The 15,396-nt window shown below is 65.3% G+C and carries 15 protein-coding genes; 10 read left to right on the top strand and 5 right to left on the bottom strand.

What is annotated here, in order from left to right:
- Position 1 precedes the first annotated feature (1 nt).
- Entirely contained in the window at positions 2-604 is a 603-nt protein-coding gene (locus NLR35_RS03695; protein ID WP_257165183.1) for an alpha/beta fold hydrolase, read from the bottom strand.
- A 528-nt stretch (positions 605-1,132) separates the two neighbouring features.
- Between NLR35_RS03695 and NLR35_RS03690 the strand changes: the two genes are divergently transcribed.
- The 5 genes from NLR35_RS03690 (at position 1,133) to NLR35_RS03670 (ending at position 5,334) form a co-directional block, all read left to right on the top strand.
- A complete protein-coding gene (locus NLR35_RS03690) occupies positions 1,133-2,665 on the top strand; it encodes an acyl-CoA carboxylase subunit beta (RefSeq protein WP_257165182.1) in 1,533 nt (510 codons plus the stop codon).
- Between the two features lie 428 nt (positions 2,666-3,093).
- Entirely contained in the window at positions 3,094-3,546 is a 453-nt protein-coding gene (locus tag NLR35_RS03685; RefSeq protein ID WP_257165181.1) for a hypothetical protein, read from the top strand.
- 207 nt (positions 3,547-3,753) lie between these two features.
- Positions 3,754-4,467, top strand: a complete 714-nt coding sequence (locus tag NLR35_RS03680) for an alpha/beta hydrolase (protein ID WP_257165180.1) — start codon at positions 3,754-3,756, stop codon at positions 4,465-4,467.
- A 54-nt stretch (positions 4,468-4,521) separates the two neighbouring features.
- Positions 4,522-4,836: a hypothetical protein gene (locus NLR35_RS03675; protein ID WP_257165179.1), complete on the top strand. Its 315-nt coding sequence runs from the start codon at positions 4,522-4,524 to the stop codon at positions 4,834-4,836.
- Positions 4,837-4,974: 138 nt separating this feature from the next.
- Positions 4,975-5,334 carry a hypothetical protein gene (locus NLR35_RS03670; RefSeq protein WP_257165178.1) on the top strand — a complete coding sequence of 120 codons (360 nt, stop codon included), beginning with the start codon at positions 4,975-4,977 and terminating at the stop codon, positions 5,332-5,334.
- 82 nt (positions 5,335-5,416) lie between these two features.
- Here the strand turns inward: NLR35_RS03670 and NLR35_RS03665 are convergent, their stop codons facing one another.
- Positions 5,417-6,421, bottom strand: a complete 1,005-nt coding sequence (locus NLR35_RS03665; protein ID WP_257165177.1) for an alpha/beta fold hydrolase — start codon at positions 6,419-6,421, stop codon at positions 5,417-5,419.
- A gap of 109 nt (positions 6,422-6,530) precedes the next feature.
- Positions 6,531-7,229: a metalloregulator ArsR/SmtB family transcription factor gene (locus NLR35_RS03660; protein WP_257165176.1), complete on the bottom strand. Its 699-nt coding sequence runs from the start codon at positions 7,227-7,229 to the stop codon at positions 6,531-6,533.
- 75 nt (positions 7,230-7,304) lie between these two features.
- On the opposite strand from NLR35_RS03660, the gene NLR35_RS03655 reads away from it, so the two are divergent.
- Positions 7,305-7,619 carry an NIPSNAP family protein gene (locus NLR35_RS03655; RefSeq protein WP_257165239.1) on the top strand — a complete coding sequence of 105 codons (315 nt, stop codon included), beginning with the start codon at positions 7,305-7,307 and terminating at the stop codon, positions 7,617-7,619.
- A gap of 46 nt (positions 7,620-7,665) precedes the next feature.
- On the top strand, positions 7,666-8,484 hold the full coding sequence (locus NLR35_RS03650; protein WP_257165175.1) for an oxaloacetate decarboxylase: 819 nt from the start codon (positions 7,666-7,668) through the stop codon (positions 8,482-8,484).
- A 70-nt stretch (positions 8,485-8,554) separates the two neighbouring features.
- Here NLR35_RS03650 and NLR35_RS03645 read toward each other — a convergent pair whose 3' ends face one another.
- A complete protein-coding gene (locus NLR35_RS03645) occupies positions 8,555-8,866 on the bottom strand; it encodes a hypothetical protein (protein ID WP_257165174.1) in 312 nt (103 codons plus the stop codon).
- Between the two features lie 215 nt (positions 8,867-9,081).
- Positions 9,082-9,525 carry a hypothetical protein gene (locus tag NLR35_RS03640; RefSeq protein WP_257165173.1) on the bottom strand — a complete coding sequence of 148 codons (444 nt, stop codon included), beginning with the start codon at positions 9,523-9,525 and terminating at the stop codon, positions 9,082-9,084.
- A gap of 137 nt (positions 9,526-9,662) precedes the next feature.
- Between NLR35_RS03640 and NLR35_RS03635 the strand changes: the two genes are divergently transcribed.
- The 3 genes from NLR35_RS03635 (at position 9,663) to NLR35_RS03625 (ending at position 15,270) form a co-directional block, all read left to right on the top strand.
- A complete protein-coding gene (locus tag NLR35_RS03635) occupies positions 9,663-10,307 on the top strand; it encodes a trimeric intracellular cation channel family protein (RefSeq protein ID WP_257165172.1) in 645 nt (214 codons plus the stop codon).
- 337 nt (positions 10,308-10,644) lie between these two features.
- Positions 10,645-14,136 (top strand): indolepyruvate ferredoxin oxidoreductase family protein, encoded by a 3,492-nt coding sequence (locus tag NLR35_RS03630; protein WP_257165171.1) that lies wholly within the window; start codon positions 10,645-10,647, stop codon positions 14,134-14,136.
- A gap of 507 nt (positions 14,137-14,643) precedes the next feature.
- Entirely contained in the window at positions 14,644-15,270 is a 627-nt protein-coding gene (locus NLR35_RS03625; protein WP_257165170.1) for a hypothetical protein, read from the top strand.
- Positions 15,271-15,396 lie beyond the last annotated feature (126 nt).

The raw sequence follows: 15,396 nt of genomic DNA, 5'->3' as shown, positions 1-15,396 counted from the left end.
ATCAGCGGTCTTGCAGAAGGCTGCTATCCGCGCGCAACCAGCGCCGTTGCAGGAAGCCGCTAGCGGCCAGAACCGCCACATGGCCGAGCGGCAGTTCGACCAAGTGGTTCCCCGCGATGCGCCGCCGGGCGCGATCGAGCAGCGCCTGGCCGCGGGCGCGCGGCACCATCCGGTCGAAGCGGCCGACGACGAGTCGGCTGTCGGGCGCGACGCGGTCGATCCAGTGGATCGGGTTGTAGCGGTGAAGCGCTGCGGCGAAGTCGTCACGCCGATAGCCGCGCCGCTCGGCCTCGCGGCGGATGCCGCGCGCGGCGGGGCTCGACCAGATCATCAGCTCGCCGCGATCGGCCGAGGCGAAGCTCCACACCGGGCGGCCGAGCCGGCCGGCCATCAAGGTGGCCGGCACGCTGCCGAGGCTGAAGCCGACCAGACGGGACGGCGGGCCATTGCGCGCCGCGAGCCCGAACACGTCGCGTTCGATGGCTGCGATGCAGCCCGCGCACACCTCGGGATCGGGGCTGACCATCGCATCCGACAGCCGGTAGCAGGCCTGCCAGTCGCGGCCGCCGACGAGGCCGAGCCAGCGCGCGGTGGCGAAGCTCATGCCCCACGGCAGGAAATAGATCGCTCCGCACGGGTTGTGACCGTCGATGCGTCGGGGGCGGAGTTCGTGGGGAGAAAGAGGAGCGGACAGCATTCGGTGCAGCTCAAAGGAAGATGGGCGTGGGGGGCGAACCGGTGGCCCTCATGGCCGTTCCTAACCCGGCGATGTCGGGCGGAACGCTACTTTCGCCCCCGGTGTCATCACCCGCGAAAGCGGGTGATCCAGTACTCACCGGCACCTGTTGGCCTGCCGCGAGGTCGCGGCGTACTGGATCTCCCGGTCAAGGCCGGGCGATGACAGCGAGATTTGCAATGACCGCCGTGCGCTTCCTTCGTTGTGCAGAGGCAGGGTCGGTCGCAGCCCATCATGCCGGCTCCCTGCGGCTGCCGGCCCACCATGACCCTGATTCCGCGATTAATTCCGAGCTGTGGGAGGCCGCTTCGCCAGGCCGAAAGCGGCTTTTCGGTTCCGAAACAGCCGTGTTAGAAGGCCGCCAACAGTCATGACATCGGGAACGGGCGGACGCGCATGAAGGACATCCTGGACACCCTCGAGGAGCGGCGCAAGGGCGCCAAGCTCGGCGGCGGCGAGAAGCGCATCGAGGCGCAGCATGCGCGCGGCAAGCTGACGGCCCGTGAGCGCATCGAGTTGCTGCTCGACAAGGGCTCGTTCGAGGAGTTCGACATGTTCGTCGAGCATCGCTCGACCGAGTTCGGGATGGAGAAGACCAAGGTTCCCGGCGACGGCGTCGTCACCGGCTGGGGCACCGTCAACGGCCGAAAGACCTTCGTCTTCGCCAAGGATTTTACCGTGTTCGGCGGCTCGCTGTCCGAGACCCACGCGCTGAAGATCACCAAGCTGCAGGACATGGCGATGAAGGCGCGCGCGCCGATCATCGGCCTCTATGACGCCGGCGGCGCCCGCATCCAGGAGGGCGTCGCGGCGCTCGCGGGCTATTCCTACGTCTTCCGCCGCAACGTGTTGGCCTCCGGCGTGATCCCGCAGATCTCCGTCATCATGGGCCCGTGCGCCGGCGGCGACGTCTATTCGCCGGCCATGACCGACTTCATCTTCATGGTGAAGAACACCAGCTACATGTTCGTGACCGGCCCTGATGTCGTGAAGACCGTGACCAACGAGGTGGTGACGGCCGAAGAACTCGGCGGCGCCTCGGTGCACGCGACGCGCTCCTCGATCGCCGATGGCGCCTTCGACAACGACGTCGAGACGCTGCTGCAGATGCGCCGGCTGATCGACTTCCTGCCGTCGAACAATTCAGACGGCGTGCCGGAATGGCCGAGCTTCGACGACATCGAGCGCGTCGACATGTCCTTGGACACGCTGATCCCGGACAATCCGAACAAGCCATACGACATGAAGGAGCTGATCCTGAAGGTCGTCGACGAGGGCGACTTCTTCGAGATCGCTGACCTGTTCGCCAAGAACATCGTGACGGGCTTCGGCCGCATCGCCGGGCGCACCGTCGGCTTCGTCGCCAATCAGCCGATGGTGCTGGCCGGCGTGCTCGACAGCGATGCGTCGCGGAAAGCCGCGCGCTTCGTCCGCTTCTGCGACGCCTTCAATATCCCGATCGTCACCTTCGTCGACGTGCCGGGCTTCCTGCCGGGCACCGCGCAGGAATATGGCGGCCTGATCAAGCACGGCGCCAAGCTGCTGTTCGCCTACTCGCAGTGCACGGTGCCGCTGGTCACCGTCATCACCCGCAAGGCCTATGGCGGGGCCTTCGACGTCATGGCCTCGAAGGAGATCGGCGCCGACATGAACTACGCCTGGCCGACGGCGCAGATCGCGGTCATGGGCGCCAAGGGCGCGGTCGAGATCATCTTCCGTGCCGACATGGCCGACCCGGAGAAGATCGCCGCGCGCACCAAGGAGTACGAGGACCGCTTCCTGTCGCCGTTCATCGCCGCCGAGCGCGGCTATATCGACGACGTCATCATGCCGCACTCCACCCGCCGCCGCATCGCCCGCGCACTCGCCATGCTCCGCGACAAGAAGATGGAAATGCCGGCGAAGAAGCACGACAATCTGCCGCTTTAGGCGGTCCAATCAACTCGTCGTCTTCGCGGGCGGCGGCGAGAAAGTCATTGCGAGCCTTCCGCGCGGCCCTGGATTGCCTCGCTGCGCTCGCAATGACGGAGAAGGCGGCACGTGCGCGGGCCGCCTTTTTTCATTTTCAGGCGCCCCTGAGTCCGCAGGGGCAAAGCAGGTCACACCCGCCGTCATTGCGAGGAGCCAACGGGTCCGCGCGAAGCGCGGCCCGATGACAGGCTCCGCGACGAAACAATCCAGGGGCTCTGCGTTGCTGCGCTCGCGGGGCGCGGCTTGCGGCAATCTGGCGCCTCATGCGGCCCTGGCGTTAAGCCTATGCCTTAACTAACCTTTAACGATGGGTTTGCGGGAACTGGCCCGCTGGCCTAGCTTTGATGAACAAGGCAGGCACCTGAGTAGAGTAGAGGTCGCGTATCATGGCTGATAGAACATCGGCGTTTCGTTTTGGAGCTTGGGTTGCCTGCGCAGGCGCCGCCGCTCTGATGCTCTCGTCGCAGGCCGCCTCGGCCGGTTCAGCCGCTGTCGCTGCGGCGCCGGTCGCCGCTGCGCCCGCCGCACCGAGTCAGGTCGCGTCTCCGGTGACCATCGTCCGTCCGCACCGCGGTGGCTATCGTCCTTATCTGCCGGCTGCCGGCGCTTTTGCGTATGGGGGTACCGGCGAGCCCGTGATTCAGCAGATCCCCGAGCGGACCTCGGCCGACGTGCGTTACACCTATACCTACGACGTGCCGTGGGACTGGGCCCACCGCTACCCGCCGAACGTCGTGCCGTCCGACCGGCCCTATGTGTCGAGCTGCCCGATGCAGACCGTGACGGTGCCGGGGCGCCGCGGCGGCGACCACAGCGTGACGATCACGCGCTGCTACTGAGAGACCGGAATTCCACGGGGATCCAGATCGGCACGGCTTGCGCCATGTCAACGCGAAAGCGGGTGCAATCAATTAGCTGAAAGAGATACCGACCGGCTTCGCTCGCGCGAGGTCGCGAGGGGACGAGGCCCGGACTCCTAGGCACTCCGGGCCTCGTATCAAATTTGCTAGTCTTGCCGCGAGCCGAGTCGGCTGCGGGAGGCTTCGATGATCAGAACGAACGCGTGTCGGGCGATCCTGTGGGTCGGACTGGCAGTAATGCTGTCGGCTGCTTTGGCCGGCGCAGCCAGCGCCGATGAGACCGTGACGGTCGGCGGCTCGCGTGTCGCATTGATCAGGCCGGCGGCGGCGCGAGCCAGCGTCATCCTGTTGCCCGGCGGCGACGGCGCCATCAATGTCGGCGAGCGTGGCGACATTCATGGCCTGCTCGGCAATCAGCTGGTGCGCACCCGCAATGCCTATGCGGCCCGCGGGCTCGCGGTGATGGTGGCGGATGCCAACACCGACCTGAAGGCCGCCGTCGACTACATGGCCGCCATCAAGCGTCCGGTGACGGTGATCGGCACCAGCCGCGGTACGCTCCGGGCCGCGGAGGGGATCGCACGCGGCGCCCGGCCCGATGCGCTGGTCCTGACCTCGGGCTTCCTCAGCCCGGACTCCGGCAGCTCATCCAACGTCATGTCGATCCTCGGCTCGCCGTCGGCGCTGCCGCGGACACTGGTCATTCATCACACCAGCGACGCCTGCAAGTTCACGCTGCCGGCCGGCGTCGATCCCTTCATCAAATGGTCCGGCGGCCGCGCCCGCGTGAAGTGGCTGTCCGGCGGCGCGGAGGAGGGCGATCCCTGCCAGGCCCGCGGCCATCACGGCTTCAACGGCCTCGATGGACAGGTGGTGTCGCTTGCGGCGGGATTTCGCTGAACGCCTGATGCGGCTAGGCTTCTGTGACAAGACCAACAACAACCGGAGGAACCGATGCCATCAGCCATCTTCGTCGTGCGCGCGACTGTGCCCGATCCAGCCAAGCGCGAGGCGTTCGATCGCTGGTATCGCGACGTGCATCTGCCTGATGCGATCAAGAGCTTTGGCGTGCGCAAGGCGTGGCGCGTGTGGAGCCTGATCGATCCTGCCGTGCATCAGGCGATGTATCAGTTCGACGATGTCGCGGCGATGGAACGCGCGGTGGGCGACGACGAGATGAAGCGGCTGATCGTCGACTTCGAACGCGACTGGCCCGATGTGCCGCGCACCCGCGAGAGCTTCACGCTGGCGCAGATCGTCGACGAATGAAGAGAGCCCTGCGCGATCGTGGCGAAAGCTCGGCGGCGTCGTCATTGCTCTTGTTCGTGACGAGCGTGGCAGTTCAGCTCACGTTCAGGTGATCGATTCGATACTCCATGATCTGCTTGCTGATCATGGAGGCGCGCGATGGAACGACGAAACTTCCTCAAGCTGGCATTGGGCCTGGGATGTGCGGCCGCCGGCGGCATGGCGGTCCGCACGACGGAGTCGGCCGCAGCGCCGCTTGCGCCGGTGCCGCTGAACGAGGCGATCCCCTCGCCATCAAACGACACGGCGGAGCGCGCGGTCGGTTCGCAGGACGAGGCGGATCGGCTCACGCCAGAGCAGGTGCGCTGGGGTCATCATGGCCATCACGGACATCATCATGGCCACGGACATCATTGGGGCTGGCGCCGGCGCCACTGGGGTTGGCGTCGCCGTCATTGGGGCTGGCGTCACCATCATCGGCACTGGCGCCGCCGCTGGCACCGTCGTCACTATTGGTGACGCCTGGCCGTTGGGCCGGCCTGTAACAGCGCGGCGGGGATGCGGCTCTCGCCGCGCTCCCTGCCGTCTGTGTTCGTTGGAGCTACTTGCCGAGAAACTCCAGCAGCAGCGCGTCGTACTTCGCGGGCGCGTCGAGAAACACGAGGTGACCGGCATTGGCGATCACCTCGGCGCGACCATCACGCATCTGACCGGCCAGGCTCGTTGCGAGCTCCGCGTTCTGTCCCATCTTCGCCCGTAGCGCTTCCGGCGCATTCGGCCGCCCCGGCGCATTGTGGTCGTCGGCGCCCATGATGAACAGCGTCGGCTGGGTCAGCAGCGGAATCTCGTGCACGACGGGCTCGCGGTAGATCATCTGGTAGGAGCTGACGAAGCTCTTCAGCCAGCGCAGATAGTCGGCGCTGCCCTTGAGGTTGAACCTGGTGTCGATGAATGGGGTGACCTGCTCGGGCGGCAGCTTCAGCGCGTAGTTGGTCTGCAGCTGCTTGCGATAGCCGTCCGCAGTGAGACGATCCTCATTCTCCATGATCGTCTCGGACGGGATCGGCGGCACGGAGAGGCGGTAGTCCTCGAGCCCGATCGGCGCAGTCATCACGAGATGAGCGACCCGATCCGGAAAGGCGCGGGCGATGCGTACGGCCAGCATGCCGCCCATCGAATGCGCGACGATATCGGCCTTGGCGATGCCGAGGTGATCGAGGAGCGTCATCGTGTTGCGCGCCAGCGTGTCGAAATGCAGCTCGCCCGACGGCTTTGATGACTTGCCGAAGCCTATCTGGTCGGGCACGACGACGCGGAAGCCGGCGTCGGTCAGCGTCTTGATCACGGGCGCCCAATAGCTCGACGGAAAATTGCGCCCGTGGAGCAACAGCACGGCGCGCCCGTTCGGCTGCGCCGGCGCGACGTCCATATAGGCCATGCGCAGCCGCTCCCCATCATTGACCAGCGGCAGCAGGCTGACGGGATAGGGATAGGGAAAGCCTTCGAGGTTGATACCGTAGGGTTCACGCGGCGCTTCGGCAGCCGCAACGATCGTGGGAGTGAGAGCGAGCAGGGCGGTGCAGAGCGCGATGGCAAAACGGGGCATTGAAACTCCAGGGCCGACGGCAAGGATCAGCGTCAACGCTCTCGCCGTGGCCCGCGCGCGTCTTGGAGGCAAGGCATCAATGGTCGGCTACGATAAATAGCGCGTGATGTCAGCGTTCGCTCGCGCCGAACAGCGCGGCAAAATGCCTTTCGCCGGCGCGGCTGAAATTCACCACGCGACTGCCCGGGGTCGGGTCGCGCGCCGCCCATTTCAGCTCGGCGAAGCGCTTCATCAGGGCGGCGCCCAACGTGCCGGCGAGATGATGCCGCCGCGCGCTCCAGTCCAGGCAGGCCTTGCAGACGGGGCGGCGCGGATGCGCCAGCATCTCCGGCGAGATCCGCAAGTGCTGGGCGAGAAACCGTTCGCCGTCCTCGGTGAGGATGATCTCCTGCTTGCGCTGGCGCACCAGCTTCTGCCTGACCATGCTGTCCAGCATCTGCACGCCGAGATCGCCGGCGAGATGATCGTAGCAGATCCGCGCCCGCCGCAGCTCCGGCTCCTTCGGCCCGGTGCGCACGCGCATGTGGCCGGCGCGCGCCGCGAGACCGGCGAGCTTCTCCAGCACGTCGGCGACATCGGGATCGGCCAGCCGGTAGTAGCGGTGCCGACCCTGCTTCTCCGGCTCGATCAGGCCGCCGCCCTCGAGCTTGGCAAGATGCGAGCTTGCCGTTTGCGGCGTCACACCGGCTTCCTGCGCAAGCTCGGTTGCGGTGAGCGCGCGGCCCGAGAGCAGCGCGGTCAGCATGTTCGCGCGGGCGGGATCGCCGACCAGCGCTGCAACCATCGCGATATCAGGGCCCGATTTCATACTTCGATGCTAGACGAAGCATTGTCGTCCCGCAAGCGGATAGTGTCGATGCTGCGAAACATACTCGAGGTTGTCATGACAATCACCGTCTTCATCCGCTATCGCATCGATCCGTTCAAGCGTGACGTGTTCGAGCACTACGCGCAGCGCTGGCTGTCGATCATTCCGCGCTGCGGCGGCGATCTGATCGGCTATTTCATGCCACATGAAGGCACCAACGACATCGCCTACGGCCTGATTTCATTCGACAGCCTCGCGGCTTACGAGCGTTATCGCGCGACCTTGCGTCGTGATGGCGAGGGCCGGGCGAATTTTGCGCTCGCGGAGGAGCACCAGCTCATTCTGGGCGAAGAACGAACATTTTTGCGCAATGTCGTGGCGGCGCCATGAGAGCGGTACTATCCTGGTGCAACGAAGAGATGCATGGGAGGATGACATGACGGCGACCACCACCGCGGACAAGCGCGCCGCTTTCCGCAAGCTGCACGAGTCGGGCTGCTTCGTGCTGCCGAACCCGTTCGACGCGGGCACGGCGAAGATGCTGCAGCACCTCGGCTTCAAGGCGATCGCCTCGACCAGCGCCGGCTTTGCGTGGTCGATCGGTAAGGCCGACACCGGCACGATGCTGGACGAGATGCTCGCGCACCTTGCGGCGTTGTCAGCGGCCGTCGACATTCCCGTCAATGCTGATTTCGAGGGCGGCTTCGCCGATGCGCCGGAGGGTGTCGCCGCCAATGTCGCGCGCGCGGTCGCGACCGGCGTGGCCGGCCTCTCGATCGAGGATTCCACCGGCGACAAGGATCACCCGCTCTATGCGCGCGAGTTCGCCGTGGAGCGCATCCGTGCCGCGCGTCAGGCCATCGATGCCAATGGCGGCGACGTCCTGCTGACCGGCCGCTGCGAGGCGTTTCTCTGGGGCAAGCCCGACCTCGGACTCGTGACGGATCGCCTCGTGGCCTATGCCGAGGCCGGTGCTGACTGCCTCTATGCGCCGGGGATCAAGACGGTCGAGGAGATCACCGCTGTGGTGAAGGCCGTTGCGCCGAGGCCGGTGAACCTGCTGATCGGGGCGTCCGGCCTTTCACTGGAGCAGGCCGCGGGGCTCGGCGTGCGCCGCATCAGCGTCGGCGGATCACTGGCGCGGATGGCCTGGGCGGGCTTCATGCGCGCTGCGAAGGAAATGGCCGAGCAGGGCACCTTCACCGAGCTGGCTCACGGCTATCCCGGCGGCGAGCTGAACAAGATCTTCGGCTGAAATCAGGTGCCCGCATGCAGAAAAGCCGCGGACCTTGCCGCGGCTTTTCCAATTTAGCAGCTCAAACTGCTCAGTAGCGGTCCGTGCCGATGCCGACGCTCACGCCGGGAGCGCGGATGCCAATGCCGCCGCGATCTTCATAGCTGCGGCGCTCGATGTAACGCTCGCGTGGGGCGTAGGCGTAGGAATCGCGGTCGCGATCCTCGATGATGACGCGACGTTCGCGATGCTCGCGCCAGCAGCGGCCGTCCTCGTTGCACACCATCCGGACGTTCTGGACGTCGCGCTGCGGGACGGCCGAAACGTCGGGCGAAAGGGGAGCGGCGGAGGCTGCGGTCACCACGAGCGTGCCTGCTACGGCTGCGAGAGCAAGAATCTTCATCATGTGTCTCCTCCAATCAGTGGGTCAAAGTGCCGCACAGCCAATCGGCCAGGGCGTGATTAGTTCCACCTCAATGTTGTTGTTGGTCTGGAATGGTCATCGTGGCCCGTGTGCCGCTGACAAGAAATCCCAAAAAAATGGCAGCGGATGATTGCTCACCCGCCGCCAGTTGCGACGGCTTGTCGCCGTCTGCGAGATGTCGTTAATGCGCGCGATTACTTCGCGTTGTTGGTCTGGCCGCCCGGGGCCGCCGGCGGCGGGGTCGTGCGGTCGCCCGCCGCGCCCGTGGTCACCCCTGGCGAGCCGTTGGGCGTGGTGCCGTTTTTCGTCGAAGCCGACTGCGAGGCCGGCGTGGTGCTGGCCTGATTGTTGTTCACCGACATGTTGTTGAGGCCGTAGAACACGGCGCCGAGCAGGATCGCGATGCCGAGCGCGTAGGCGGCCATGCGGCCGGTCGAGGTCCGGCCTTCGGTCAGCTCGGGGTCGGGCTGCAACCGGCTGTCCATGCGGGCCGCGCGCTCATACTCCGTACCTGTCGTGCCGAGGCCGGCCATGTCGGCGCCGGTCATGTCAGCGTTTGTCATGCCCGGACGCGTGCTCATGTCCGGGCGGTTCATGCCGTCGGGATAACGTTCGTTCGGAAGCCGTTCATTGGCCATTGCATCCTCCTTGCGATTGTCACCACACAACCAGCGCAACGGTCGGTCCGTTCCGCGAAACCTGACGAATTCGTAAGCTCGCGAGCGGCAGGGCGCGCTAAGGTTCCTCGTGCACCCCCGCGATTCTGGAGCCCCCGATGTGGAACCTGCCGCCCGCCGATAGCGTGTTGCATCTGTTGTCGTGGGTCGCGCTCGCGGCGCAGGCGATGACGGCCGCGCTTGCGGCGGGCCGCCGCAGCATGGACTGGATGGGCGTCTGCCTGCTCGGCGCCATCACCGCGCTCGGCGGCGGCACGCTGCGTGACGTCCTGCTCGGGCATTATCCGCTGGCCTGGGTCGAGCAGCCGTCCTTGCTCTTGCTGACGTTGCTCGCGCCGTTCGTGACCATCGCAATGGCGCGGGTCGTGCACCGGCTGACGATGGCCTTCCTCGTGCTGGATGCGATCGGCCTCGTCGTGTTCACGATGTCCGGCTCCACCATCGCCTGGCAGATGAATGTGCCGTTCGGCATCGTCATCGTCGCCGGCATGATCACGGGCTGCGCCGGCGGCGTGCTGCGCGACATCCTCTGCAACGACGTGCCGCTGCTGTTTCGCGCCGAGCTCTATGCCAGCGTGTCGCTGCTCACCGGCTTGATCTATGCGACCGGCCTGCTGCTCGGGCTCGGCAGCGGCGTGCTGACGGCGCTGACCTTCGCCTTCGGCCTGTCGTTCCGGCTGCTCGCGATCCGCTACAAATGGAACATGCCGCAGTTCGTCTTCACCGGCGAAGGCAAGAGTTGAAAGTAAGGGTCGAAGGCAAGAGTTGAGGCCTCTGTCGCAATGCACAATGAGGAGTCCGAGAGATCCGCTCGGGCGGCAACGATTCGGTAACTGTCCGATCCCCGCGCCCAAGCCATGGCGGACATCATCCCATTTCGCGAGGACCAGCCTTTCCGACACAAACCGCAAAACCCACCGCCCCGGCCGCCACGAAATTGCGATTTCGGTTGGCTGCCCTGCGTGCGCGAGATTTGTGATGCGCATTCTTCAAAAGCAGACTTAAATTGTTGAGAGAACGCGCGCTTCCGCCCGAGGCGGTGGGCTGCGCACCCCGGATAAAGCACGGCAAGAGGGCGGAATGGGCATCAACGAGAGCGAGATCAATCTCGACCAGAAGTACACCGCAAGCTCCGGCCACATCTTCCTGACCGGCATCCAGGCGCTGGTGCGGCTGCCGATGGCCCAGATCCGGCGCGACCGCGCCGCCGGCCTCAACACCGCCGGCTTCATCTCCGGCTATCGCGGCTCGCCGCTCGGCGGCTACGATCAGCAGCTGTTTTCCGCGCGAAAACATCTCGAGCAGTACAATGTCAAATTCCAGCCCGGCGTGAACGAGGACCTCGCGGCCACCGCCGTGTGGGGCTCGCAGCAGCTCGCATTGTCGCCCGGCGGCAAGTATGACGGTGTGGTCGGCATCTGGTACGGCAAGGGCCCCGGCGTCGACCGCTGCGGCGACGTCTTCCGCCACGGCAATGCCGCGGGCTCGGCCAAGAACGGCGGCGTGCTGTGCCTCGCCGGCGACGACCACGGCGCCAAATCCTCCACTGTGCCGCATCAGTCCGATCACGCCTTCATGTCGGCGCTGATGCCCTATCTCTATCCGTCGTCGATCCACGAGATGATCGAGATGGGCCTGCTCGGCATCGCGATGTCGCGCTATTCCGGCTGCTGGGTCGGTATGAAGGTGATCACCGAGACGGTCGAGACCACCGCCGAGATCAACCTCAACGACGAGATGACGCCGTTCGTCATTCCCACTGATTTCGAGCTGCCGCCAGGCGGCCTCAATCTGCGCTGGCCCGACGACCGCTTCGACCAGGACCGCCGGCTGCAGGACTACAAGGGCTTTGCCGCGATCGCCTTTGCCCGCGCCAACAAGGTCAACCGCATCACGATGGATTCCCCGAACGCCCGCTACGGCATCATGGCGTCGGGCAAGAGCTACGAGGACATCCGCCAGGCGCTGCGCGAGCTCGGGATTACAGAGGAGGTCGCCGCCAAGATCGGGCTTCGGCTCTACAAGATCGGCATGCCCTGGCCGCTGGAGCCGGAGGGCGTGCGCCAGTTCGCGGTCGGCCTCGAGGAGATCTTCATCATCGAGGAGCGTCGCGAGATCGTCGAGAACCAGGTCAAGCAGGAGCTGTTCAACTGGCGCGACGATGTCCGCCCGCGCATTGTCGGCAAGATGGACGATCACGACAAGCGCTTCCTGCCGTTCGCGACCGAACTGTCGGTCGCCTCGCTTGCCACCTCGCTCACGGAGCGTCTTCTTCGTCTCGACCTCAATCCCGAGATCAAGGCGATGCTGCGCGCCAAGGCCGACTGGTTCAACGGCCGCGACGCCACGCAGATGCAGCTGGTCTCGCCGGTGGCGCGCACGCCGTATTTCTGCTCCGGCTGTCCGCACAACACCTCGACGAAGGTGCCCGAGGGGAGCCGCGCGCTGGCCGGCATCGGCTGCCACTTCATGTCGCTGTGGATGAACCGCAACACCGAGACGTTCACGCATATGGGCGGCGAGGGCGTGCCGTGGGTCGGCATCGCGCCGTTCACCAATGAGGAGCACATCTTCGCCAATCTCGGCGACGGCACCTATTTCCACTCCGGCAGCCTCGCGATCCGCCAGGCGGTCGCCTCCAAGGCCAACATCACCTACAAGATCCTCTACAACGACGCCGTCGCGATGACCGGCGGCCAGCGTCATGACGGCGACCTGTCGCCGCAGCAGATCACCTTCCAGCTCCACGCCGAGGGCATCCGCGAGATCTACCTGGTCTCGGAAAACCCGGACTCGTATCCAAGCGACAGCATCGCGCCCGGCGTCAAGCTGGTGCATCGCGACGAGCTCGACAACGTCATGAAGACGCTGCGCCAGACCAAGGGCGCCTCGGCGATCGTGTTCGTGCAGACCTGCGCCGCCGAGAAGCGCCGCCGCCGCAAGCGCGGCACGATGGAGGATCCGCAGCGCCGCGTCTTCATCAACCCGGCCGTCTGCGAAGGCTGCGGCGACTGCTCGGTGCAATCGAACTGCATCTCGGTCGAGCCGCTGGAGACGGAGCTCGGCCGCAAGCGCGTCATCAACCAGTCGTCCTGCAACAAGGACTATTCCTGCGTGAAGGGCTTCTGCCCGTCCTTCGTCACCATCGACGGCGGCAAGCCGCGCTCGCGGGCGCCGGCCGAACTCGGCGACATCGGCGAGATGCCGGAGCCGCTCAACAAGCCGTCGCTCGACCGGCCCTACAACGTCGCCGTCGGCGGCGTCGGCGGCACCGGCGTGCTGACGATCGGCGCGCTGCTCGGCATGGCCGCGCATATCGAGGGCAAGGCCTCGATGATCCTCGACATGTCCGGCCTCGCGCAGAAGGGCGGCGCCGTGCTCAGCCACGTCCGGCTGTCGGAGAACACGGCGGACGTGACCTGCTCGCGCATCGTCACCGGCACCGCCGATCTCGTCATCGCTGCCGACGAGGTGGTGGCGGGCGCCAAGGAAACGATCACGCTGTGCGATTCAGAGCGCACCCACGGCGTCATCAACAGCCATCTGATTCCGACCGCCGACTTCGTGCTCAACCGCGACTTCAACTTCCAGAACCGCAAGGTCACGAGCCTCTTGGAGACCGCGCTGCGCAAGGACGCGACCTTCTTCGACTTCACCAAGCCGGCCGAGGCGCTGCTCGGCGACTCCATCGCGACCAACATGATGATGATGGGCTACGCCTATCAGAAGGGCCTGCTGCCGCTATCGGCCGAGGCGATCGAGAAGGCGATCGCGATCAACGGCGTTGCCATCAAGATGAACACCGAGGCTTTCCGGCTCGGCCGTCTCATGGTCGTCAATCCCGAGCGGGTCGCCGGCATGATGACCGGCCAGGACGAGACGGTGCCGCCGAAATCGCTCGACGCGATGACGCTGGACGAGATCATCGCGCATCGCACGGCGTTCCTCACCTCGTATCAGAACGCCCGGCTCGCCAAGCGCTATCGCAAGCTGGTTGATCAGGTCCGCGACGCCACTGAGAAGGGCGGCTACGGCGAGGCGCTGGCGCGCGCCGTCGCCATCAACTACGCCAAACTGCTCGCCTACAAGGACGAGTACGAGGTGGCCCGGCTGTTCTCGGACGGCACGTTCGAGAAGCAGCTGCATGATGCTTTCGACGGCGACTACAAGATCTCCTTCAACCTGGCGCCGCCGATTTTCAATTCGGGCCTCGACCCGCAGGGGCGGCCGAAGAAGAAGAGCTACGGCCCGGGCATGATGAAGATGTTCCGCCTGCTGGCGAAGCTGAAGGGCCTGCGCGGCACGCCGCTCGACATCTTCGGCTACTCCGCCGAGCGCAAGATGGAGCGCGACCTGATCGCCGGCTACGAGAAGGACGTCGCGACGGTGCTCGGCCTGCTGTCACCGGCGAATGCCGACATCGCCGCCGAATTCCTGTCGCTGCCCGACAAGATCCGCGGCTACGGCCCGGTCAAGGAGAAGGCCGTGCAGGACGCCAAAGTGCGTTACGCGCAGTTGGCGGCCGACCTCGCCAATCCGCCACCGGCGCCGCGCCAGATGGCGGCGGAGTAGGGGCGTAGGGTGGGCAAGGCGCCGCAACGGCTGCGCTTTGCCTATGGTCGGATCTGGAGCAGCTGTCATGGTTGACATCGATGTTTGATGGATTAGCTGATAACATCGTTGGATTGGCTTTTCCTCCTGCGGAAGCGTTACCCGATGTTGGCGGGTTTCGGCGAAGGTGGGTTTTGAGGCTGCGAGATCATCTGCCGATCGAGGGGACGATCAAAGAAATTGTGAAAGGTTTCGAAGCGGAGGCCCGCAGAACGATCTCTGATCATTTGGGGAGCCTTAGCGAGGCCGATCCGATCTTTCCAAGGGCGTCAGCAACTCGTCTGGCTGACCATCACCTAGTAGTTGGAATAGATTGCCCGGATCCTGCGAAGCAAAGAGGGGACGAGGCAGCCATTGGGACATTCGAAATCTTGCGGTTGATTGATGGCCGATGGGGCCTGGAAGATCTCCAGGGCATACCTAAGCGACACTGGTTTTTCCTGGCACGTGAATAGGGTGTTTCCCCGGATGTTTGCCTGGCACTTATCCGAACGTCCATCGATGTGGTGCATCATCGCAATCGTGGCGTTGATGGCGATTGCGCCGCTCTCGGCAACAGCCCAAGAACTCTCCTGGCAGGGCGTCGGGCCGGCCAAGCTCGGTATGACCGTCACCCAGGCCGAGCGCGCGTTGAAGGCGAAGCTCGGGCCGGTGGAGCCCCCGTTTACGAAAGAATGTTATGTCGTGGGAGGTGCCGATGGCCGGGACGCGGCGCTGTCCTACGTGATTGTCAACGGACGGATCGTCGTGATGATGGTGTTCCCCCGCGGGGGTGCGAAGCCCGTCCCGCCGATCATCGACGTCAACGGAATTGGTATCGGCGCCACCGAGACCGACATTCGTCGCGCATATCCGCAGGTGAAGAAGGAGCTGTCACCCGATTTCCGGGGGATCAGTCCAGAGGAGGCCGAGGAGCTCGCACGTGAGCGGGCTCAACAGGGCATCACCGAGTCGGAGCCGCCGCCGAGTTACTGGATGACCGTGGAGAGCACGGATCGCAAGCGCGCGATCCTGTTCGAAACGAATGACGGCAAGGTCACGGCGTTCAGCGTCGGGCTGAAGCCCGAGGTGTTGCAGAACGAACATTGCATTTGAGCGTGCCCGTCGGGCAGATTTTACTTTACGAAAAACAGAAATCATGTTCTACTTCCGCCATCCCGTCCCACTCGGTAGGGGCGTAGCGCGCGATCGTCACGACACGCGGGGCGGGGTGCGATGGCC

Source organism: Bradyrhizobium sp. SRS-191 (genome assembly GCF_024586915.1).
GTDB lineage: Bacteria > Pseudomonadota > Alphaproteobacteria > Rhizobiales > Xanthobacteraceae > Bradyrhizobium.
The sequence above is the reverse complement of the archived record's forward strand: the minus strand, read 5'-3'. Positions and strand labels throughout refer to the sequence as shown.